The sequence below is a fragment of the Fulvimarina pelagi HTCC2506 genome (assembly GCF_000153705.1).
GTDB lineage: Bacteria > Pseudomonadota > Alphaproteobacteria > Rhizobiales > Rhizobiaceae > Fulvimarina > Fulvimarina pelagi.
The window spans coordinates 2,358,442-2,380,794 of the sequence record NZ_DS022272.1; the positions used below are offsets into that span (position 1 = coordinate 2,358,442).

The 22,353-nt window shown below is 61.0% G+C and carries 15 protein-coding genes and 1 rRNA gene; 9 read left to right on the plus strand and 7 right to left on the minus strand.

All coding sequences use genetic code 11. The annotated features are described in order from the left end of the window. Positions 1–255: 255 nt before the first annotated feature. Positions 256–1,737, minus strand: a 16S ribosomal RNA gene (locus tag FP2506_RS11080). A gap of 884 nt (positions 1,738–2,621) precedes the next feature. Beyond that, positions 2,622–3,056: an OsmC family protein gene (locus FP2506_RS11085; RefSeq protein WP_007067575.1), complete on the minus strand. Its 435-nt coding sequence runs from the start codon at positions 3,054–3,056 to the stop codon at positions 2,622–2,624. Positions 3,057–3,258: 202 nt separating this feature from the next. Between FP2506_RS11085 and FP2506_RS11090 the strand changes: the two genes are divergently transcribed. From FP2506_RS11090 to xylA, 9 genes are all read left to right on the plus strand, one after another. Then, the gene (locus FP2506_RS11090; RefSeq protein WP_007067576.1) at positions 3,259–4,218 is read left to right on the plus strand and encodes a tyrosine recombinase XerC; all 960 of its coding nucleotides are present in this window, start codon (positions 3,259–3,261) and stop codon (positions 4,216–4,218) included. A gap of 255 nt (positions 4,219–4,473) precedes the next feature. Then, entirely contained in the window at positions 4,474–5,250 is a 777-nt protein-coding gene (locus FP2506_RS11095) for a hydroxypyruvate isomerase family protein (RefSeq protein WP_341871889.1), read from the plus strand. 55 nt (positions 5,251–5,305) lie between these two features. After that, positions 5,306–6,337, plus strand: a complete 1,032-nt coding sequence (locus FP2506_RS11100; RefSeq protein ID WP_007067578.1) for a LacI family DNA-binding transcriptional regulator — start codon at positions 5,306–5,308, stop codon at positions 6,335–6,337. 136 nt (positions 6,338–6,473) lie between these two features. Continuing rightward, positions 6,474–7,532: a sugar phosphate isomerase/epimerase family protein gene (locus FP2506_RS11105; RefSeq protein WP_007067579.1), complete on the plus strand. Its 1,059-nt coding sequence runs from the start codon at positions 6,474–6,476 to the stop codon at positions 7,530–7,532. Between the two features lie 12 nt (positions 7,533–7,544). Continuing rightward, positions 7,545–8,726 carry a Gfo/Idh/MocA family protein gene (locus FP2506_RS11110; protein WP_007067580.1) on the plus strand — a complete coding sequence of 394 codons (1,182 nt, stop codon included), beginning with the start codon at positions 7,545–7,547 and terminating at the stop codon, positions 8,724–8,726. A 7-nt stretch (positions 8,727–8,733) separates the two neighbouring features. Continuing rightward, a complete protein-coding gene (locus tag FP2506_RS11115; protein ID WP_007067581.1) occupies positions 8,734–10,251 on the plus strand; it encodes a sugar ABC transporter ATP-binding protein in 1,518 nt (505 codons plus the stop codon). Continuing rightward, entirely contained in the window at positions 10,252–11,268 is a 1,017-nt protein-coding gene (locus FP2506_RS11120; protein ID WP_007067582.1) for an ABC transporter permease, read from the plus strand. Positions 11,269–11,295: 27 nt separating this feature from the next. Then, positions 11,296–12,258, plus strand: a complete 963-nt coding sequence (locus FP2506_RS11125; RefSeq protein WP_007067583.1) for an ABC transporter substrate-binding protein — start codon at positions 11,296–11,298, stop codon at positions 12,256–12,258. Between the two features lie 128 nt (positions 12,259–12,386). Then, entirely contained in the window at positions 12,387–13,697 is a 1,311-nt protein-coding gene (gene xylA / locus FP2506_RS11130) for a xylose isomerase (protein WP_007067584.1), read from the plus strand. A 77-nt stretch (positions 13,698–13,774) separates the two neighbouring features. Here the strand turns inward: xylA and fdxA are convergent, their stop codons facing one another. From fdxA to FP2506_RS11155, 5 genes are all read right to left on the minus strand, one after another. Beyond that, positions 13,775–14,113, minus strand: a complete 339-nt coding sequence (gene fdxA, locus FP2506_RS11135; RefSeq protein WP_007067585.1) for a ferredoxin FdxA — start codon at positions 14,111–14,113, stop codon at positions 13,775–13,777. A gap of 172 nt (positions 14,114–14,285) precedes the next feature. After that, the gene (locus FP2506_RS18035; protein ID WP_007067586.1) at positions 14,286–14,771 is read right to left on the minus strand and encodes an RNA-binding S4 domain-containing protein; all 486 of its coding nucleotides are present in this window, start codon (positions 14,769–14,771) and stop codon (positions 14,286–14,288) included. Further along, positions 14,761–18,135, minus strand: coding sequence for a helicase-related protein (locus FP2506_RS11145; RefSeq protein ID WP_007067587.1), 3,375 nt, complete (start codon positions 18,133–18,135; stop codon positions 14,761–14,763). Before FP2506_RS11145 ends, FP2506_RS18035 begins: the two co-directional genes overlap by 11 nt. 99 nt (positions 18,136–18,234) lie before the next feature. Next, complete coding sequence (locus FP2506_RS11150) at positions 18,235–19,869, minus strand: long-chain fatty acid--CoA ligase (protein WP_007067588.1); 1,635 nt, start codon at positions 19,867–19,869, stop codon at positions 18,235–18,237. A 294-nt stretch (positions 19,870–20,163) separates the two neighbouring features. After that, positions 20,164–22,263 (minus strand): 3-hydroxyacyl-CoA dehydrogenase NAD-binding domain-containing protein, encoded by a 2,100-nt coding sequence (locus tag FP2506_RS11155; RefSeq protein ID WP_040489102.1) that lies wholly within the window; start codon positions 22,261–22,263, stop codon positions 20,164–20,166. Positions 22,264–22,353 lie beyond the last annotated feature (90 nt).

The following is a 22,353-nucleotide window of genomic DNA, read 5'->3' on the forward strand; positions in this document are numbered from 1 at the left end:
CGAACGCTCGGCCGTAAGGACATAATATCCAAGAGAAGAAAGAGAAACGAAGGCGGCGCTCAGCGGCCATCACGCCGTGGCAACTGTCAAGACAGCAGCTCATAGGCGTCTTTGTTGTGACCGCATGTTTCCACGCGGGCGGTGCGAGCCTGACTGGCCAGCACCTTTGTTCTGAAGAGATCCGATAGGGCGATCCATCCGAGGCCTGGCGCGAAAGCCAGGGGCCGGACAGGACCCATATGAGATCATCCTTAGAAAGGAGGTGATCCAGCCGCAGGTTCCCCTACGGCTACCTTGTTACGACTCACCCCAGTCGCTGAGCCTACCGTGGCTGGCTGCCTCCAAGAGGTTAGCGCACCATCTTCGGGTAGACCCAACTCCCATGGTGTGACGGGCGGTGTGTACAAGGCCCGGGAACGTATTCACCGTGGCATGCTGATCCACGATTACTAGCGATTCCAACTTCATGCACCCGAGTTGCAGAGTGCAATCCGAACTGAGACGGCTTTTGGAGATTAGCTCGGCATCGCTGCCTCGCTGCCCACTGTCACCGCCATTGTAGCACGTGTGTAGCCCAGCCCGTAAGGGCCATGAGGACTTGACGTCATCCCCACCTTCCTCTCGGCTTATCACCGGCAGTCCCCCTAGAGTGCCCAACCTAATGCTGGCAACTAGGGGCGAGGGTTGCGCTCGTTGCGGGACTTAACCCAACATCTCACGACACGAGCTGACGACAGCCATGCAGCACCTGTCACTCTGCCCCGAAGGGAGGAAACCGTCTCCGGTGACCGTCAGAGGATGTCAAGAGCTGGTAAGGTTCTGCGCGTTGCTTCGAATTAAACCACATGCTCCACCGCTTGTGCGGGCCCCCGTCAATTCCTTTGAGTTTTAATCTTGCGACCGTACTCCCCAGGCGGGAAGCTTAATGCGTTAACTGCGCCACCGACGAGTAAACCCGCCGACGGCTAGCTTCCATCGTTTACGGCGTGGACTACCAGGGTATCTAATCCTGTTTGCTCCCCACGCTTTCGCACCTCAGCGTCAGTTGTGAGCCAGTGAGCCGCCTTCGCCACTGGTGTTCCTGCGAATATCTACGAATTTCACCTCTACACTCGCAATTCCACTCACCTCTCTCACACTCCAGATCAACAGTATCAGAGGCCGTTCCAGGGTTGAGCCCTGGGATTTCACCCCTGACTGGCTGATCCGCCTACGTGCGCTTTACGCCCAGTAATTCCGAACAACGCTAGCCCCCTTCGTATTACCGCGGCTGCTGGCACGAAGTTAGCCGGGGCTTCTTCTGTGGGTACCGTCATTATCGTCCCCACTGAAAGAGCTTTACAATCCTAAGACCGTCATCACTCACGCGGCATGGCTGGATCAGGCTTGCGCCCATTGTCCAATATTCCCCACTGCTGCCTCCCGTAGGAGTCTGGGCCGTGTCTCAGTCCCAGTGTGGCTGATCATCCTCTTAGACCAGCTAAGGATCGTCGCCTTGGTACGCCGTTACCGCACCAACTAGCTAATCCTACGCGGGCTCATCCATCCCCGATAAATCTTTCTCCTTACGGACGTATACGGTCTTAATTCCAGTTTCCCGGAGCTATCCCGTAGGGATGGGTAGATTCCCACGCGTTACTCACCCGTCTGCCGCTCACCCCGAAGGATGCGCTCGACTTGCATGTGTTAAGCCTGCCGCCAGCGTTCGTTCTGAGCCAGGATCAAACTCTCAGGTTCGATCAAAAGAGGTTAAACCCTGACCTTCTGTCGCTTGCTCAAAGCAAAAAGACGAAAGAACCAGACCCCAAAAAATCCAGCCAGCCCGAAAGCCAACAAGACCAAAATGAGACCCGGCATCGCCGATCATCCACCAGCCCAGGCCAAAACCCGAACCAGCCAAACAACCAACGTCATCTATGCTTCGAAAGACAAGACATAAGTCAGCGTTCAAAAGCTCTCCCCAGTCATCCCGAACGGCAAAGGTACCGCCCAAGAAGCCGGGAGCCGCAAAACGCCGCCCACGTCTCTCTTTCTTCTCAATTACATAACCAACTTGTCAAAGATCACGCAGACATTGAATGACTGCGCCGGACATCAGATCAACGCCTCACCGAGGCCCCTCACCCGTCCGTTTGGAGAAACAAGCTTCCATCCCGCCCGTTCGATCAAAGACCAGAACCCGGAGGGCGAAAGCGCTTCGCCGATATGGAGTGACACCGCAAAAGCTTCAAGACCCGACCAGCGTCTCCGCCGATCACCACAATCCCTAACTCAGGACCGCCGCCTCGAAACCCGGAACCAGAGCGAGCTGAAGAGCTCGCCGGCGGCCCCGCGCCGTCGATGAGCGGCATATAGGCCAATCAAATCCAAACCGTCAACACCGCCAAACCAGTTTTTTCCAACAAATCTCGCACCGCAGCAAAATGCCAAAACAAGCGCCACAGCCCGCAAAATAAGCGGACCAAACGTCACCTGAACAAAGAAAACAATCAGGCACAAAAGGAAGCAAAGGCAGTCAGACGTTAAGTTCGCGAAAAGCGCCACGGTTGAAAACCCAGCTTCATATGAAACTGGGTCTTCGGATCCGTGATGAGGTGCGCGGGTCGGAGGCACTCGATCTATCAGACGAGCTTTGCGTCCAGCGTAATCTCGACGCCCGACAATGCCTTGGACACCGGGCAGCCTTCTTTCGCCTTGGTCGCGAGCTCCTTGAACTTTGCCTCATCGATGCCCGGAACCTTGGCTTCGAGCGTAATGGCGCTGGTTTTGATGGCGAAGCCGCCTTCGACCTGCTGGATATCGACTACGGATTTGGCGTTCAATTCGTCCGCAGGCGAGCCGCTTTCCGCAAGCATGTGCGAAAGCTGCATAGCGAAACAGCCGGCATGTGCTGCCGCTAGAAGCTCTTCCGGGTTGGTGCCTGCCTGACCGCTTTCGTCCTCAAAGCGCGATTTGAACGAATAGCCTCGATTTTCCAGCGCGCCAGACTGCGTTGTAAGATGCCCTTTACCATCGGCAAGTGCGCCCTTCCAAAGCGCGATCGCTTGGCGTTTCATCGAATATCTCCTTTAAACTGACTGCCTGATCCGATCATCAGGCTCAGGTTCGACAGGTGGAATAGTTCACACGTGAACAAGTTCCACGCTTATCACGCTCTGTTCATTTCTCTCCCGCTATTCTACGGGCCCGCGCCGCCGATCTACCCACAGGGGCAGTTGCCTGCCGAGCTTCGGCGGTCTGGAATTCGAAAGGCAGGCTATGTCGAATGTCCTGATCTTCGCCAGCAAGTCCGTCATGCGAGAGATCTCGGCCTGGCTCGAAGCATTGCGGAACGAGCGGCAGGCCAGCGAAGAAACGGTCGAGGCTTACGAGCGAGATGTGCGTCAGTTCATGATTTTCTTGACGGATTATCATGCGCGGCCTTCCGAACTCGACGATTTCGCCGATCTGAAGCCAATGGACCTGCGCTCATTTCTCGCCGCACGGCGCCGCGACGGGGCCGGAGCGCGCAGCCTCGGCCGAGGGCTTTCGGGGATCCGCTCCTTCCTTCGGCATCTCGAAAAAAGGGGCCTCGCCTCCTCCGCCGGCGCAAAGGCGATGCGCGCGCCGAAACAGACAAAAGGTCTTCCCCGGCCGCTCTCGGTCGCCGGAGCGCTCGACGTTACCGAGGAAGCCGATGCCTTCTCGACGGAGCCGTGGGTGGGCGCACGTGATGTGGCGGTGCTGACGCTTCTATACGGTTGCGGCCTGCGGATCTCTGAAGCGCTTACGCTCCGAGGCGACGCGCTGACAGACGAGATGGCACGTTCGATGACCATCAGAGGCAAGGGCGGCAAGACACGGCTCGTTCCGTTGATTCCCGCTGTTCACGAAGCGGTCGCGACTTATCGCCGGCTCTGCCCCCACGATCTCGATGCTGGTCACCCGCTCTTCCGTGGAGTGCGCGGTGGGCCACTTCGACCCCAAATCGTCCAGCGCAACATGGCCCGCCTGCGGGGTGCCTTCGGGCTTCCGCCTTCCGCAACGCCTCATGCGCTACGCCATTCCTTCGCGACGCATCTGCTCGCCGCCGGCGGCGATCTTCGGACTATTCAGGATCTCCTCGGCCATGCCAGCCTGTCGACGACCCAAGCCTACACCGCGGTCGATGCCGACCGCCTGCTTTCAGTCTACGACAACGCTCATCCGAGAGCCCGACGCAAAGCCGAAGTTTCCTAACTTCGAGACCAGGTTTGCGTTTTCCTGACCCGTCGATCGGGCCAGGCGTAGACATATCGAGACCTTTAACGCATCTCATTTGCTTCACTTCCAGAAGACTCCACACCGCGCCTCTGAAACATCCCGGAAGCCGCCAACGACAATGGTTAGCAAAGAGTGGAAGCCAGTAGATCTGGCGAAAATGAACTGGAGGATTCCGCCCAGCGCTCTTTCCGACGGTCAGATCACGCAGCTTTCCAAAAGCTTCGACGTGGGGTGCAGCCATTGACGCCCCTTTCGGCAAATCTCGGATTTCTGTGGAACGATCGTCCGCTTCCGGACGCCATCCGCGCAGCGAAGGCCGCCGGGTTCGACGCCGTCGAGTGCCACTGGCCCTATGCGCACGACGCCGATGCCGTGAAGGCGGCTCTTGAGGAGACCGGCCTCGCGATGCTCGGCATCAATACGGTCAAGGGTCCACGCGAGAGCGATTTCGGACTTGCCGCACAACCGGGCCGGGAGGCCGAAGCTCGCCGCGCGATCGACGAAGCCTTCGACTACGGCACCAGGGTCGGCGCGAGCGCGGTACATGTGATGGCCGGCCTTGCCGGACCGGACGAGATGGCATCAATGGCGAGCTTCGTGACCAATCTCGGACATGCCTGCGACTGGGCCCACGATACAGGCATGAAGGTGCTTATCGAGCCACTGAACCCTTACGACAACCCAGGCTATTTCCTGATCGGATTCGATAAGGCAAGGGAGGTTGTCGACGCAGTCGGCCGCGACGAGCTCAAGATCATGTTCGACTGCTACCACCTCCAGATCACCGACGGCGATCTTCTCCGCCGCTTCCGCGACAACAGAGCCGTTGTCGGCCATGTCCAGTTCGCGGGCGTTCCCGATCGCGGAGAACCCGATCACGGCGAGGTCGCCTACGACCGGCTCCTTCCAGCCATCGCTGATGCCGGATATTCCGGCGCCTTCGGCGCCGAATACAGGCCGTCTGGAAGGACCGACGCGACGCTCAAGTGGATGACGGCTTTCCGCTGATCGGCGCGCAGTATTTTGAGTTGCGCACCTCAATCGGACGTGCTTCAACGCTGTCATGGGATCGGTTCCAACACTGTCTGATGTTGCCAGGAAGGCCGGCGTTTCGCTTGCGACGGTCGATCGGGTCATCAATGGAAGACCCAACGTCAAGGCCCGCACCACCGAGCGGGTGCGCGCCGCGATGGCCGAACTCGACTATCGGCCGGATCCGCTCGCAGCCGGCCTAGCGCGGCGCAAGCGCTACCGGTTCGTCTATCTCCTCCCAGTCGGCACCAATGCCTTCATGATGGACCTCGCCAACCAGATCGGCGGCATGTCGAACTGGCTGTCCAGCAACCGCGCGTCGGCCGAAACGGTGTTCGCCGATGTCTTCGAACCGGGAACACTTGCGAGAGCCATCGACGAGATCGACCGTGCCGTCGACGGCGCCGCAATCATCGCGCTGGATCATCCCGAGGTCCGCGCGGCGGTCGACCGGTTGGTCGGAGACGGCGTCCCGGTGGTCACGCTCATTTCGGATGCTCCAGCCTCGCGGCGCTCGCGCTTCATCGGTATCGACAATCCTTCGGCCGGTCGCAGTGCGGGCGCGCTGATGGGCCGGTTTTCAGGCGGACGCACCGGATCGGTCGCCGTACTTGTCGGCTCGCTGTCCCTGCGCGATCACGTCGATCGCTGCTTCGGCTTTTCGCAAGCGATCGAACGGGAGTTCCCACGTCTCAAGATTCTTCCGGTCCGCGAGACCCGCGACGACCGATCCCTTGCCCAACGCGAAACGGTCGAACTGCTCCAAGCGAACGACGATCTCGTTGGACTTTACAATGCCGGGGGCGGCAACGTGGGCGTGGCAAAGGCGATCTGCGCGATTAACGGACACAATCGCCCGGTCGTGATCGCCCATGAACTCACCCCACGGTCGATCGAAGCGCTGAAGGATGGCAGCTACGACGCCGTGCTCGCCCAGAATCCAGGGCATGAAGCGCGGTCGGCCGCGCGGATCTTGCTGGCCAGCGCCAATGGCACCAGCGTGATCGAGGAGCAGGAGCGCATCCGTATCGACATCTTCATTCGCGAAAATTTGCCGGCGTGATAAATTCGAGAAGTTTTTGATGTGCGCACTTCAAAAACGAGTCTACCTGTGCCAGTCTCGCTGAAAACGATGCGACCCGCGCCAGCTGGCTGATGGGTCCGCCCGCCAGAGCTGGCGGCAGTCTGGGAGGACATACATGCAGACGATCAAGGGTCCGGGCATCTTCCTCGCTCAGTTTGCTGGCGACGAGGAACCGTTCAATGACTTTTCGTCGATCTGTCGTTGGGCGGCCGGGCACGGTTACAAAGGCGTTCAGCTTCCGACCTGGGATGCACGGCTGTTCGATCTCTCCAAGGCCGCCGAATCTAAAGACTATTGCGATGAAGTGACGGGCGTCGCTCGCGAGGCCGGCGTCGAAATCACCGATCTGTCGACCCATCTGCAGGGCCAGCTCGTCGCGGTCCATCCCGCCTTCGACGAGGCTTTCGACGGGTTCGCAGCACCGGAAGTGCGCGGCAATCCGAAGGCACGGAAGGAATGGGCGGTAAACCAGCTGATGATGGCGGCGAAGGCCTCAGCCCATTTCGGGTTCAATAGCCACGTCACCTTCCCCGGCGCGCTCGCCTGGCCCTTCCTCTATCCCTGGCCGCAGCGTCCGGCCGGGCTGATTGACACGGCCTTCGCCGAGCTCGCCAAGCGCTGGGTGCCGATCCTCGACGCCTTCGACGAAGCGGATTGCGATGTCGGTTACGAGATTCATCCGGGCGAGGACGTCTTCGACGGGGCGACTTTCGAGATGTTTCTGGAGGCGGCGAAAAACCATCCGCGCCTGAAGATCAATTACGACCCCTCACATTTCGTGCTGCAGCAGCTCGATTATGTCGGCTTCATCGACATCTATCACGAGCGCATCTGCGCGTTTCATGTGAAGGATGCCGAGTTCAATCCGACGGCACGGCAGGGCGTCTATTCCGGTTACCAGCCTTGGACGAAGCGTGCCGGCCGTTTCCGCTCGCTCGGCGACGGGCAGGTCGATTTCTCGGCAATCTTCTCCAAGATGGCGGAACATGGCTATACGTCATGGGCCGTGCTCGAATGGGAATGCTGCTTGAAGAGCCCCGAACAAGGTGCGGCCGAGGGCGCGCCCTTCATCGCACACCACATCATAGAAACCACCGACAAAGCCTTCGACGACTTCGCATCCGGGGGAACGGACGAAGCCGCCAACCGGCGCATGCTCGGCATCGAACGCTAAGGGAGGTCCGGCATGGCCATCGAAGGACGCGACGACAAGCGCGGCCGGCGCATCCGGCTCGGCATGGTGGGCGGCGGTCAGGGGGCCTTCATTGGGGCCGTGCACCGTCTCGCCGCGCGGATCGACGACCGGTTCGAGCTCGTCGCCGGCGCACTCTCCTCGACGCCGGAAAAGGCGAAGGCTTCAGCCGCCGAGATCGGGCTCGATCCGGCGCGCAGCTATGGCGCCTATGAGGAGATGGCGAGGGCCGAGAAAGAGCGCGAGGACGGCATCGAGGCGGTGGCAATCGTCACGCCCAACCACATGCACTTCCCGGTGGCGAAAACCTTCCTCGAAGCCGGCTATCACGTGATCTGCGACAAGCCGGTGACGACAACCAAGGCCGAGGCGGAAGAGCTCGGCGAGATCGTGAAGCGCTCAGGCAAGGCCTTCGCGCTCACCCACAACTATACCGGCTATCCGATGATCCGGCAGGCGCGGGCGATGATCGAGGCTGGCGAACTCGGCGCGATCCGCATCGTGAAGGCCGAATACATCCAGGACTTTCTCGCGACAAAGGTGGAGGACACAGGCTCCAAGCAGGCGACCTGGCGGGTCGATCCCTCGAAGGCTGGCGCGGGCGGCACGATCGGCGATGTGGGCACCCACGCCTTCAACCTCGCCTGCTTCGCGACGGGCCTTACCGTCGACAGCCTCGCCTGCGAATTGACGAGCTTCGGCGAAGGCCGCGTCCTCGATGACAATGCCCAGATGCTGTTGCGCTTCAAGGAACGGGACGGCGTCGCCGCCAAGGGCTCTCTCTGGGCGAGCCAGGTCGCGGTCGGCCACGAGAACGGGCTCTCCCTCGTCATCGTCGGCACCAAAGGTGGCCTCTCCTGGCATCAGGAGGACCCGAACAAGCTCTGGTTCACGCCGCTCAACGAGCCGAAGCAGTTGCTGACGCGCGCCGGAGCGAGTGGCCTCGACGCCGCAAACCGCGTCACCCGCGTACCCGCCGGCCACCCGGAGGGCTATCTCGAAGGTTTCGCCACGCTTTACGCCGAAGCCGCCGACCTCATCGCCGCGCTAGACGAGGGCCGCACCCCGCCGGAAGGCCTTCGCGTTGTCACCATCGAGGACGGCATCGAGGGCATGGCCTTCATCGAGGCCTGCGTGAAGTCGTCGAAGTCTGACGGCGCATGGACGAAGCTGTGAGAGTGGCATGACCACCCGCGCCGCCCCGATCCTCGAAGCCCGGCAGGTCCGCAAATCGTTCGGCCCAGTCGAGGTGCTGCACGGCGTCGACTTCTCGCTCAGGCCTGGCGAGGTGCACGCCCTTGTTGGCGAGAACGGGGCCGGCAAGTCGACGCTGATGAAGTGCCTCACCGGCTATCAGCCTGTCTCGGGCGGCGAGATCGCCCTCGACGGCGAGCCTGTGACCTTCGCTTCGAGCGACGAGGCGGAAAACCGGGGCATCGTCCTGATTCATCAGGAGTTCAACCTTGCCGAACAGCTCTCGGCGGAAGCCAATATTTTCCTCGGGCGCGAGGTGAAGAAAGGCTTCTTCCTCGACTGGAAGCATATGCGCCGACGCGCGTCCGAACTTCTTGCAGAGCTCGCGACACCCGTCGACACACGTCGCCCGGTCTCCTCGCTTTCGGTTTCCCAGAAGCAGATGGTGGAGATTGCCAAGGCCCTCGCCCGCAACGCCCGCGTCCTCGTGATGGACGAGCCAACCGCAGTCCTCACAACGCGCGAGGCTAAGGTTCTCTTCGAACAGATCGAGCGCCTGAAGGCCGAGGGCGTCGCGATCCTCTACACGTCCCACAAGCTCGACGAAATTTCGCGGGTCGCCGATGAGGTGACTGTCCTGCGCGACGGGTCCTTCATCTCCAATCGTCCCGCGAGCGAGACTGATGCCGACCGCATGGCCCGCGACATGGTGGGCCGCGAAATGAGCGACCTTTTCCCGCAAAAGACGGCGCCCAGGGCCGAAGCGCCGGCCCTGGAGGTATCAGGTTTCTCTGTGCCGGGCTACGCCGAGGAGATCTCCTTCAAACTCGCCAAGGGCGAGGTTCTTGGTTTTGCTGGCCTCGTCGGGGCCGGCCGCACCGAGCTGATGGAAGGCATCATGGGCCTTCGCGAGAACTCCGGCACGGTTCGGCGCGACGGCAAGGACATTCGCATTGCGAGCCCGCGCGACGCGGTCGGCCACGGGCTCTCCTATCTCACTGAGGATCGCAAGGGTCGCGGACTTCTCCTCAAATACGGCTTGCGCGAGAACCTTACCCTTCTCGGCCTCGACCGCTTTTCCCGGCTTATCGTCGACGAGACCGCCGAGAAGAAAGCGCTTGAAGACGCGATCCAGCGTTTCGACATCCGCGCCGCCTCGCGCGAGGGACCGGTGGGCAACCTGTCCGGCGGCAACCAGCAGAAGCTGCTTCTCGCGAAGACCATGCTCGTCGATCCGGAGATCGTCATCCTCGACGAGCCGACGCGCGGCATCGACATCGGCACCAAGCAGCAGATCTACCGCTTCATCCATGATCTCGCCGAGGAGGGCCGGGCCGTCATCGTGATCTCTTCGGAAATGTCAGAGGTGATCGGGCTTTGCCACCGGGTCGTCGTCATGCGCTCCGGCCGTATCACCGGCGAACTCTCGGGTGATGCCATCACCGAGGAAGCCATTGTGCGCCGTGCCATGGGGCTGGAATCCGAACCGCTGGAAGAGGTCGCCTGAATGACGTCAGCCAACGCAGAAAGCCCCCCGGCAAAATCGAAGACGAGGAGCGCTCCACGCTTTGATCTTCACGTTTGGGGGCCGGTCATCGCGCTCGTTGCACTCGTCCTCTTCGGAATGTCGCTGAACGATCAGTTCCTCTCGGCTGGCAACGTGACAAACGTCCTGGCTCGCTCCTCCTTCATCGGCATCATCGCCGTCGGTGCGACCTTTGTCATCACGATCGGCGGGCTGGATCTCTCCGTCGGCTCGATGTCGGCATTCCTCGCGGGGCTGACGATCATCGTTCTCAACGCCATGGTGCCTTCGCTCGGCATCTCTTGGGTGACGATCATCTTCGGCATGCTGGCCTGCCTCGCCCTTGGACTTTCCGCCGGCTTTCTGAACGGCATCCTGATAACAGTCGGGCGAATCGAGGCCTTCATCGTCACGCTCGGCACGCTCGGCATCTTTCGCTCGCTCGTTATCTGGCTCGCGGACGGGGGCACGCTGTCGCTCAATTTCGAACTGCGCGAGGTCTATCGCCCGGTCTATTACGGCGGCATATTTGGTATCGCTTGGCCCATCATCGTCTTCGCGCTTGTCGCGATCCTTGGTGAGATCGCCATGCGCAAGACCGCTTATGGCCGACATGCGGCCGCCATCGGTTCGAACGATCAGGTCGCGCGCTATTCGGCGATCCCCGTCGAACGCGTGCGGCTTGTCACCTACATGTTGCAGGGCATGCTGGTGGGCGTTGCGACCATCATGTACGTCCCTCGCCTCGGCTCGGCATCCTCGACGACCGGCCTCCTCTGGGAGCTCGAAGCGATCGCCGCCGTCATCATCGGCGGCACAGTGCTGAAAGGCGGCTTCGGCCGCGTCTGGGGAACCGTTATCGGCGTGCTGATCCTCAGTCTGATCGACAACATTCTCAACCTGACGGATCTGGTGAGTCCCTATCTCAACGGGGCGATCCAGGGCGTCATCATCATCCTGGCCGTCGTCCTTCAACGAGGCCGGAAAGGTGCTGCATGATGCGGTGCCACAAAGGGAGGTACTGAAATGAAGAAACTGACCAAACTGGCGGCTGGCCTCGGGCTCGCTGCTGCTCTCGCACTGCCGGGCGTTGCGATCGCTCAGGAAGAGGACGGCGCGACGATCGGGGTTTCCATTCCGGCCGCGACCCATGGCTGGACCGGCGGCGTGAACTTCCATGCCCAGGAGGCGATCGACAGCCTTTCTGAGACCTATCCGAACCTCGAATTCGTGCTCTCCACCGCTGGCGATCCCGGCAAGCAAGTTTCCGACCTCGAGGACATGATGGCGACGCGCGACATCGACGCCCTCGTTATCCTGCCCTTCGAGTCCGATCCGCTGACCGGGCCGGTCAAGCGCGTCGCCGATGCCGGCAAGTTCGTCACCGTGGTCGATCGCGGCCTCGCCCAAGAGGGCATCGAAAATCTTTACGTGGCCGGTGACAACACCGCCTTCGGCCGAGTGGCTGGCGAGTACTTCGTGGAGAAAATGCCGGACGGCGGCAATATCGTTGTCATGCGCGGGATTCCGACCACCATCGACAACGAGCGTGTCGAAGCCTTCCAGGCCGCCATCGAGGGTTCGGGCATCGAGGTTGTCGGAATGGAGCACGGCAACTGGAACCGCGACGAAGCCTTCGAGGTGATGCAGGATTTCCTGTCTCGACACTCCGAAATTGACGCTGTTTGGGCGTCCGACGACGACATGGCGCTGGGCGCAATCGAAGCGATCAACCAGGCCGGCCGCGAAGGTGAAATGTGGGTGCTCGGCGGCGCCGGCATGAAGCAGATGGTCGAGCGGGTGCGCGACGGCGACACCATGGTGCCGGCCAACGTCACCTATCCGCCTGCGATGATCGCCACCGCGATCCGCCTGACGGCCGACCGCTTCGTCTCGAATGCCCCGATGGAAGGCCGCTTTATCATCGACTCGGTGCTGATAACGCCGGAAAATGCTGAACAGTACTACTATCCGGACTCGCCGTTCTAAGGCACGGATCACCACCCGGGGCGGCGCATGCCGCCGCTCCGCCCAGTTGGCAAGCTCCGACATATCGACGATCCACCGCCGCCGCTTCACGCGGAGCCGCGACGATCCTCCTGTGAAAGCTGTATCCCATGACGTCCCAGTTCTTCGGCCGCTCCGAACCCGTCGCCTATGCCGGCGAGCAAAGCCGCGATCCCCTCGCCTTTCGCTGGTACGACAAGGATCGCGAGATCGCCGGCAAGCGAATGGAGGACCACTGCCGCTTCGCCGTCTGCTATTGGCATTCCTTCACTTGGCCGGGCGGCGATCCGTTCGGCGGCGAGACCTTCAATCGGCCTTGGATGCACGGCGACGATCCAATGGCTCTTACCAAGCAGAAGGCCGACGTCGCCTTCGAGATGTTCCGGCTCCTCGATGTGCCGTTCTTCACCTTCCACGATGTCGACGTCGCGCCGGAAGGCAGTTCGCTCCGCGAATTCAACGACAATCTGAAGGCCATCACCGACATCTTCGCTCAGAAGATGGAAAGCGCGAAGGTGCGGCTCCTCTGGGGGACGGCGAACCTCTTCTCAAACCGCCGGTTCATGGCGGGTGCGGCGACCAATCCGGACCCGGACGTCTTCGCCTTCTCTTGTGGACAGGTGAAAGCTGCGCTCGACGCCACGCACCGCCTTGGCGGCGCGAACTATGTCTGCTGGGGTGGACGAGAGGGATACGAGACGCTGCTCAACACAGACATGAAGCGCGAACTCGACCAGATGGGCCGTTTCTATTCGATGCTGGTCGACTACAAGCATAAGATCGGCTTCGAAGGCCCCATTCTGATTGAGCCGAAGCCGAAGGAGCCGACCAAGCATCAGTACGATTTTGATGCCGCCGCCGTCTTCGCCTTCCTGCAGAAATACGATCTTCTCGGCGAAGTGAAGCTCAACATCGAGCAGAACCATGCGATCCTCGCGGGCCACAGCTTCGACCACGAGATCCGCTACGCCTACGCCAACGATCTCTTCGGTTCGATCGACGTTAATCGCGGCGACGATCTCCTAGGCTGGGACACCGACCAGTTCGCCATGAACCCGTCGGAGATGGCGCTGATGTTCCACGAGATGCTGCAGCATGGCGGCTTCTCGACCGGCGGACTCAACTTCGACGCCAAGATCCGCCGCCAGTCGATCGCACCCGACGATCTCCTCATCGCCCATGTCGCCTCGATGGACGCGTGTTCGCGCGGCCTACTCGCGGCAGATCGGATGCTGAAGGACGGCGCGCTGACCGAACCGCTCCAGAACCGCTATGCCGGCTGGGACGCGGGCGAGGGAAAAGCCATCCTCGCCGGCGAACGTTCTTTCGAGGAGGTCGCAAGCCGCGCCTTGGATCTTGATCCGCAGCCCGTTTCAGGGCGTCAGGAGATGCTCGAAGGCATTCTCAACAGGTATGTCTGAGGCGGAAAAGCGCGCAGCATTGACGGCGCCCTCACGCTGTCGCTCCAAGTGCCGAATACGTAGTGGCTCGCCTGCAATCAGTCGCCGGATCCCGGCTCAGCGGAGAAGTATTTCTCGAACTTGCCTTCTTCGCCATCGTATTTCTCGGCGTCTTCCGGCTTCTCCTTGGCGATCGTAATGTTCGGCCACTTCTCGGCATACTCGGTGTTGATCTTCAACCAATGGTCGAGCCCCGGCTCAGTGTCAGGCTTGATCGCCTCAGCCGGACATTCCGGCTCGCAGACACCGCAATCGATGCACTCGTCGGGGTGGATGACGAGCATGTTCTCGCCCTCGTAGAAGCAGTCGACAGGGCAGACCTCGACACAATCGGTGTATTTGCACTTTATGCAATTGTCGGTCACCAGATATGTCATTGCAAATTCCCTCGGGCCTTCTCAGCTTTCCCGGCGTGAAGCGGAGATTTTCCGCATCGCGCCCATTATTCGGCGGACTATCGATTGCCCACGGTGCTGGCAAGGAAAAACGATGCCGCAGGTGGGCTAATCCGCGCAAAGTCATTCGAAATGCTGATCTTTTCGCAGCGGATTACCAGCTTTTCCGCTGCGCTCGTTCCTTGCGAGCCTTGCGTCTGTCCTTATCACGCTGAACTGGATCTTTGCGCTTGCGAACCATTACGTCGAGAATGTCTTGGAAAGGAGCCGCTACAATCTCGTCAGCTTCAGCACGATCTGAACTGCCCTGGTCTACTTCTACGACCGGCGCATTTAAGTCTTCGTACAGTGCCTGCGCATCGCCTGGCGATCCACGTCGTCCTGCGAAGCCCAATACTTGGAAAACGTGCACCCGGCTCGAATAGCTGATCGTAAGCACGTCACCGACCCGGACGTTGCGCGCGGGATTGTCGATCTTTTCCTTATTGAGACGAACCTTCTTGGCTTCGACGAGCTGCTGCGCAATGCTCCGGGTTTTCACGACGCGTGCGAAGACCAGCCATTTGTCGATCCGCTGCGAAGAAGCTTCTGGTCCCGCCTCCCCGTCTTTGCTGGAGGATCTGCCGTGCCTATTTGCCAAGCTTGTCCTTCAAGGCGGCGAGTTTAGCGAAGGGTGAATCGGGATCCGCGCGCTGGTTGCGCTTGTCCTCTCGTCGCTCGCTGCCTCCATGGCCACCACGTTCGCCGCTCTTCGGCTTGTCGAAGCGACGCTTGCCGCCCTTGCCTCCAGGTTTGCTTGGTCCTCCACGGTCCTGACGGCCATCCTCGCGTTCGCCGCCCTGCCCTCGTCCCCGGGCCTGCTGACCCTCAAACCGCTGCCCGCCGGTCCGCTGACGCTGGCCGCCAGGGCGCCGGGTGCGGTCCGAACGATGCTGGCGCCAAACGAGAACCGTACGCGGCTCTTCCGGCTCTTCGGAGCCGGCGGCAACGAGATCGGACGGCGAGCCGCTCTCAGGAGAGGTTGCGTCATCGCCTACTTCGAGTTGCTCGGCAGTGGTCTTCGCAGCAGCGGCTTCGGCTGATGCCAGGATAACGGTCTCGCGATCGGGCGGCTGCGTCTGCGACGATTGCTGAGCCGCGAGCGCGTCTCCCTTACCGGCGTCCTCACCGATCTCGACTTCGATCGCCTCGCTTGCTGGACGATCAGCTTGAGCAATTGGGCGCGCTTCATGACCGAGCATGTCGGCAGCGCTGCCCCTGTCGACTTCACCCTTGGTCGACGCAACGGCATAGGCAGCGCCTTCAGCCGGCGTTTCCGGGGTTTCGAGCGAAGACGAAGCGGGATCTACACCTTGCTCATGAGAGGCAACTTCGGAGGCCGGAACAGTCTCGCCGACGGATGCATGTGCTGCGCCATCCCCTTCAGGGCCAACCGCAGCGGCAGAAGTTTCCGCGGCTTTTGCGGCTTCGGCTTCCTTAGCGGCAGCAATCTTCGCTTCGGCATCCGCATCGAACCGGTCGAGCTCAGCCTCGATAGCGTCGGCATTCTTCTGGTCTGCGCGATAGCCCAGACCTTTAAGTATCTCCTCCATGTCGTCCGCCGTCGCACCGAGGATCGACATCATGCCCGGCGTGATCAGGAACTGGTTGCCGCTATAGCCTCCGTCGGGGCGACGCCCCTCGCCTGGCTTCCAGGAGAGCGCGGGGCGGATGATATCGGCAAGGCGTTCCAGAATATCGACGCGAACCGCGCGGCGGCCGAGCAGGCGATAACCGGCAAGTTCGTAGAACTTCGGATCATAGGTCGTATCGGCGACCGCTGAGGTGCGACCGGTGGCGAGCAATTCGGGAACGTCGCCGTAACCCGCCCTTTCGCGTGCGTCGTTGTGGATCGCCCAAAGCAACGTGATGAGATTTGCCGGCGCGGGCTTCACCAGGACCGGCACGAAGATGTGGTAGGCGCCGAAGCGCACGCCCAGCCTGCGCAGCGCCGCGCGCGCAGCCTGATCCAGCCCGCGTACGTCCTCTGATATCTCCCGGCGCTGGACGAGGCCGAAATTCTCGTAAAGGCGATAGGCGATGCCTTTGGCTGCACCGTCGAGCCCTTCGCCGTCACGCAGGTCGATGAGCGGCTTCAGGATCGTCGTCACCTGATAACCGAGGAAACGCTCGATCCGCGCAGCAACCTTGTCGCGTGCCGGACCGGTCAACTGGTCGTCGGCGAGCAGCACGAATTTCGGCTTCAGCGGGTCATCGCTCGCAGAAAGCGCAGCTACCGGAGCACCGAGCCAGCGAACGATCGCATCCGAGCCGATCGCGAAGTCGCCGTTGGGGGCATTGGCGAAGCGCTCGGCGCGTTTATCGAACTCACCGGCCAGCGCCTTTTGCGAGGCGGCACGCACGGCCTTCCCGTCCTGCCCTTCGGCAGTCGCATCGATGGAAAAACGGAACCCCTGGAGTTCGCCGACGGCGTGGCCCTCGACCATCACGGTGCCGTCGTTCGCGATCTCTGCTTCCATGAATGCGTTCTCTCTTAACCGCCTCATCAACACGCTTGTCCTGCGGTCTACGAAGCGTTTCGTCAACCTGTCGTGCAAGGCGTCCGAAAGCCGGTCCTCGATGCTTCTCGTCTTTTCACGCCAGTGTGTCGGATCGGCCAACCAGCCGGGACGGTGGGAAATATAGGTCCAGGTGCGGATTTCGGCGATCCGCTGGGAGAGCGTGTCGATCTCCCCATCGGTGCGGTCGGCACGTGCGACCTGGGAAGCCATGTAGTCCTCCGCGACACGGCCCTGCTTTGCCAGATCGCGATAGACGGTGGCGATGATTTCGGCGTGCTGGGCCGGTGCGATGCGGCGATAATCGGGCAGCTTGCAGGCTTCCCACAGGAGCTCGACCTTCTTGGGCGAGCCCGCCAAATCCATTACGTCTTCGTCGCGTGAAAGATATTCCAGCGCCCGGCGATCGACCGCCGGCAACGCCTTGGCGAGATTGGAGTCGGGTGGCGCAGTGTCGAGACTGTTCTTCAGCGCCTCGACTGTCGAGAAGTCCATATTCGCCGAGCGCCACTGCAGCACCGGCACCGACTGGAAGCTATGCGACTGCAGCGCATCTACGAGGTCGTCGGACAGAGGATCGACATGCGCCGTCACTCCGAACGTCCCGTCGCGCAGGTGACGGCCGGCGCGTCCGGCGATCTGGCCGAATTCTGCGGGTGTCAGCTGGCGGTACTGGAAGCCGTCGTATTTCCAGTCCTGAGCAAATGCGACGTGATCGACGTCGAGATTAAGACCCATGCCGATCGCGTCCGTCGCGACAAGGAAATCCACCTCGCCGGTCTGGTAGAGCTCGACCTGGGCGTTGCGCGTGCGCGGGGAGAGCGCACCTAGCACCACGGCCGCCCCGCCCCTCTGCCTGCGGATCAGCTCGGCGATGGCGTAAACCTCGGCGGCCGAAAAAGCGACGATCGCCGAGCGGCGCGGCAGCCGGGTGATCTTCTTCTGGCCGGCATACATGAGGTTGGAGAGGCGCGGCCGCGTGGCGGTCTGCATACCTGGAAGCAGGCGATTAAGCACGCCGGCCATTGTCGAAGCGCCGAGAAGCAGAGTCTCCTCGTATCCCCGACAGTTGAGGATGCGGTCTGTGAAGACGTGACCACGCTCGAGATCGGACGCAAGCTGCACTTCGTCGATCGCGACGAAGGCCGTGCCCGGATTGCGGGGCATCGCCTCGACTGTACAGACCGAATAGCGCGCATGCGGCGGCTTAATCTTTTCCTCGCCGGTGATCAGCGCGACGTTCGCCGCGCCTACCCTGTCGCATACCTTTTGATAGACTTCGCGGGCGAGGAGCCGGAGGGGCAGGCCGATCGTTCCGCTGGAATGAGCGACCATCCGCTCGATCGCGAGAAATGTCTTGCCCGTATTGGTAGGACCGAGAACGGCGGTCACCTGTCTCGTGTCGGCTTTGGAGGAAGAACGGGCGAAGAGGACGGAATCGCTCATAGGTCCCCATATAACAAGTGATACTGCATTGCGCAGGGTGACCAACGGTTCGTACGGTCGTATGCCCTTTGAGTCGTAAGGCGAGCGATATTTTCGCGTTCAGTCTTCTTCGGAACTCAGAAAATGATCGGCGTAAATGTCTCGCAGTTCCATTTTCAGGATCTTGCCAGTCGCCGTATGCGGAATCTCGTCGACAAAGACGATGTCGTCCGGCAATTGCCAACGGGCGACATGATCGAGAAGGAAATCGCGGATCGACTGGGCATCGGGCTCGGCACCTTCATTCAGTACGGCGATCAGTAGCGGGCGCTCGTCCCACTTCGGATGGGGAATGCCTACGACCGCAGCTTCCGCAACCGACGGATGGCCGACGGCCGCGTTTTCAAGGTCGATCGAAGAAATCCACTCACCGCCGGACTTGATGACATCCTTTGAACGATCGGTGATCCGCATGACGCCGCTTGGATCGATCGTCGACACATCCCCGGTACGGAACCAGCCTTCCGCATCGCTCTCTCGCTCGTCGCGCCGGAAATAGCCGTCCGCCACCCAGAAGCCGCGGACCATGAGATCGCCGAAGGTCTCGCCGTCGTGGGGCAGTGGAACACCTTCGTCGTCGACGATCTCGATCTCGACACCGTATAGCGGGCGACCCTGGCGCGAACGCATCTCGTCAAGCACCTCGTCGGGCGCGTTCGCATCCTCATGCGGCACGCGGGCGATGGTGCCGAGCGGGCTCAATTCTGTCATTCCCCAAAAATGCATGATCTCGACGTCGTGACGCTTGCGGTAGTTCGTTATGAGCGAAACCGGACAGGCCGAACCGCTGACGACAAGCCTGCGCAGCGATTTGAGGGACTGCTTGGTCTTGGCAAGATATTGCAGGACGCCGAGCCAGATCGTCGGCACGCCACATGATATCGTTACCCTTTCGGCATCGATCATTTCCGTAAGGTGCGGCCCATCCAGCTGATTGCACGGCAGGACCAGCTTGGCGCCTGCAAGCGTTGCGGCATAGGGCAGCCCCCAGGCATTGGCGTGATACATGGACGAGGCAGGCATCACGCAGTCCCGCGCCGAAATGCCGAAGGCGTCCGGCATGACGGAGGCATAAGCGTGAAGGATGGTCGAGCGGTGGCTGTAGAGAACGCCTTTCGGGTTTCCCGTCGTCCCGGAAGTGTAACAAAGCGCGGCCGCGGTCTCCTCCGGCAGGTCGGGCCATTGGAAAGTCTCGACTTCGTCTGTGAGCAGATCTTCGTAACAGAGGAGGTTTCCGACCTTCAGATCCCTCGGCATCTCATCCCTACTGCAAAGGACGACGAACGCCTCTACCGAAGGGCAAACTTCTGCGATTTCCTCGACGAGACCGGAGAATGTGGGATCAAAGAAGAGAACGCGGTCCTCGGCGTGATCCACGATGAACCGGATCTGCTCGAAGAAGAGTCGCGGATTTATGGTATGACAAACAGCGCCGAAGCCAGAGATGGCGTAATAGAGCTCGAGATGGCGATGGGTGTTCCAAGCGAGCGTCGCGACGCGGTCGCCGACCTCGACACCAAGCGACTGCAGAGCATTCGCCGCCTGGCGCGAACGTCGCGCCGTCTCGTGGTAGGTGCTGCGGTGGATCGATCCGTCGACGAGCCTGGAGACGACTTCCGTCGATCCATGGGTGCGGGCGGCATGCTCGATTAGTGAGGCGATCGAGAGCTGCCTGTTCTGCATCAAGCCAAGCATATCGCATTGCACTCCGTTCATCTCGCGTCTGCGAGATAAGACTGAGGCCTAGCGGATTTGAGGGGGCATTGCCAGCAGATCGTTGGGTGGGGATATGCGTAGGGTCTTTGACGACCTACCGCTCATGATTCAAGCGCGATAATGACGGCAAGAACGATCTCGCGAGAGGCTCAAAGGTCAAAGACAATCACGCGGCATCTTTGAACCTTTCGCCATCCTCGGTCGCCGTCCCGATTATGGCGTAGGAGCAAATGGCGGCACTCAGAGACATCGATGGCCAAGAGATCTGAGTGACTACCCCCTCAGCCGATCCCAACCTGCATCCGGCGTGAAGCGCTCGCCGTGCTTTTCCTTAAGCGCGTTCATCTTGGCGACGATCTCGTCAACGCCGCGCTTTTTGGCATAGTTGATGGGGCCGCCGCGGAACGGGGCGAAGCCGGTGCCGAAGATCATGGCGCCGTCGGCAACGTCCTCGTCTGTGATCACGCCTTCGCGCAGGCAGGCGACGATGGCGTTGAGCATGGGCAGGATGAGGCGATCGATGAGGTCGGGATCGTCCTTCGAGCCGTCTTTCAACGATTCGACCGGCTTCTTCTGCGGCTTGCCCTTGTCGTCTAATTCATAAAGCCCCTGGCCGGTCTTACGGCCAAGCTTGCCGTCCTCGACCATCTTCTTGAGCCATCCCGGCGTTGACGGGAATACGCCGCCGAGGCGCTCGCGTAGGGATTCGCTCACATCCAGCGCCACGTCGAGGCCGACCTGATCGTTGAGCTCCACCGGCCCCATCGGCATGCCGAATTTTTCGGCACGGTCGTCGATTCGCTCCTTCGGGATGCCCTCGTCGACCATGATCAGCGCTTCGGCCATGTACGGCAGCAGCGCTCGGTTCACGAGAAAGCCGGGTGCAGACTTCACCGGCGCCGGCAGGCGCGAGAGTTCGACCGCGAAATTGGTCGCGCGGCTCGTGGTCTCCTCGCTTATGCGGTCATGGCTGACAATCTCGATCAGTTGCATGCGCGAGACCGGATTGAAGAAGTGGAGGCCGACGAAACGCGAGGGATCGGACAGACCTTCAGCAAGATCGGGCAGCGGCAGCGCCGAGGTGTTGGTCGCAAGGATCGCGCCCGGTTTCAGTTTCGGCTCGATATCGGCGTAGATCTTGCGCTTCAGGTCGAGCTTTTCCGGCACCGCCTCGATAACGATGTCGGCGCGTGAAATGCCAAGCCCATCCGTATCGGGGATCAACCGATCGAGCGCATCGCGGACCTTCAATGGATCCTTCAAGACGCCCTGCAACATCTTGAAGGCGGCCTTGATCGCCTTGCCCATTGGCTTCAGCGCGACGTCGCCAAGCGTCACCCGAAAACCCTGCTTGGCGGCCCAGGCAGCGATTTCGCCGCCCATCGCCCCGGCACCGATCACATGCACATGTTTTACGCCTGACTTGCCGGTGCGAAGCCCGCGCATCTTCTCGCGCAGAAAGAACACCCGCACCAAATTACGCGAAGTCTCACTTTCGATCAGTTTGGCGAAGCTCGAAAGTTCGCCCTCCTGCATGGCTTGTTCGGACCCGCCATACTCCTCCCAGAGATCGATCAGCGCGTATGGTGCCGGATAGGTGTCCTTTGGAGCCTTCTCCGCTGTCTTCTTGCGCATCTGCTTCGCGGCGAGCGTTCGGGCCGGCTTCAGCGAGAACGCCTGATGCTTTACGCCATGCGAGGTCGGCTCGATGTCGTTGTGGAGCGCAGCGTCGACGGCGGCGCCGACATGGCGCTCCTCCACTACGGCATCGACGAGACCGATCGCTTTGGCCTTCTTCGCATTGATCGACTTGCCCGTGAGCATCAGCGTCATGGCTTCCACCGGATCCGCCTTCATGGTCGAGCGATATGTGCCGCCAAGACCCGGATGGAGGCCCAGCATCACTTCGGGGAAGCCTAGCGAGGCGTCCTTAACCGCGATCCGCATGTCGCAGGCGAGCGCAAGCTCCAATCCGCCGCCAAGACAATGGCCATGGATCACAGCGATCGTCTTCGCTTGAAGATCGGCCAGCCGGTCGAGAACGAGATGACCTTCCTTCAGCATGCCGCGGATGTCGCCGGTCGTTGCACCGACGAACTGATTTATGTCCGCGCCTGCCGCGAAACCGGCCACCTTTGCAGAGCGAATAACGACTGCAGACGGTTTTTGATCGATGATATGATCGATGTGATGGGAAAGCTCGGTGAGCACGTCACGATCGATCGTGTTCACCGATTTCCCAGGACAGTCGAGAACGAGCCAGTAGACATAGTCGTCGTCGATTGCCGCGCGCCAATTGCCTTGTTGCTCGGCGAGCCGGGCGGCACCCAGTTCCAAGGCACGGTCTTGAAGCGCGGAAAGCATTCTGCCCATCGGTTCTCTCTCGTCTTTCGTCTCGTATCCGTTCGGTCAGATGTTCACCGAAGCGTCTGCCGCGTTGGAAGAGAGGCGAAACCGCCTCCT

Excerpts from the sequence above, each read along its gene's own strand:
- xylA (WP_007067584.1), top strand. The coding sequence starts at position 12,387 with ATGACGTCCCAGTTCTTCGGCCGCTCCGAACCCGTCGCCTATGCCGGC.
- FP2506_RS11115 (WP_007067581.1), top strand. The coding sequence starts at position 8,734 with ATGACCACCCGCGCCGCCCCGATCCTCGAAGCCCGGCAGGTCCGCAAA.
- FP2506_RS11100 (WP_007067578.1), top strand. The coding sequence starts at position 5,306 with ATGGGATCGGTTCCAACACTGTCTGATGTTGCCAGGAAGGCCGGCGTT.
- FP2506_RS11120 (WP_007067582.1), top strand. The coding sequence starts at position 10,252 with ATGACGTCAGCCAACGCAGAAAGCCCCCCGGCAAAATCGAAGACGAGG.
- FP2506_RS11150 (WP_007067588.1), bottom strand. The coding sequence starts at position 19,869 with ATGCTTGGCTTGATGCAGAACAGGCAGCTCTCGATCGCCTCACTAATC.
- FP2506_RS11085 (WP_007067575.1), bottom strand. The coding sequence starts at position 3,056 with ATGAAACGCCAAGCGATCGCGCTTTGGAAGGGCGCACTTGCCGATGGT.
- FP2506_RS11155 (WP_040489102.1), bottom strand. The coding sequence starts at position 22,263 with ATGGGCAGAATGCTTTCCGCGCTTCAAGACCGTGCCTTGGAACTGGGT.
- FP2506_RS11145 (WP_007067587.1), bottom strand. The coding sequence starts at position 18,135 with ATGAGCGATTCCGTCCTCTTCGCCCGTTCTTCCTCCAAAGCCGACACG.
- FP2506_RS11125 (WP_007067583.1), top strand. The coding sequence starts at position 11,296 with ATGAAGAAACTGACCAAACTGGCGGCTGGCCTCGGGCTCGCTGCTGCT.
- FP2506_RS11090 (WP_007067576.1), top strand. The coding sequence starts at position 3,259 with ATGTCGAATGTCCTGATCTTCGCCAGCAAGTCCGTCATGCGAGAGATC.
- fdxA (WP_007067585.1), bottom strand. The coding sequence starts at position 14,113 with ATGACATATCTGGTGACCGACAATTGCATAAAGTGCAAATACACCGAT.
- FP2506_RS11105 (WP_007067579.1), top strand. The coding sequence starts at position 6,474 with ATGCAGACGATCAAGGGTCCGGGCATCTTCCTCGCTCAGTTTGCTGGC.
- FP2506_RS11110 (WP_007067580.1), top strand. The coding sequence starts at position 7,545 with ATGGCCATCGAAGGACGCGACGACAAGCGCGGCCGGCGCATCCGGCTC.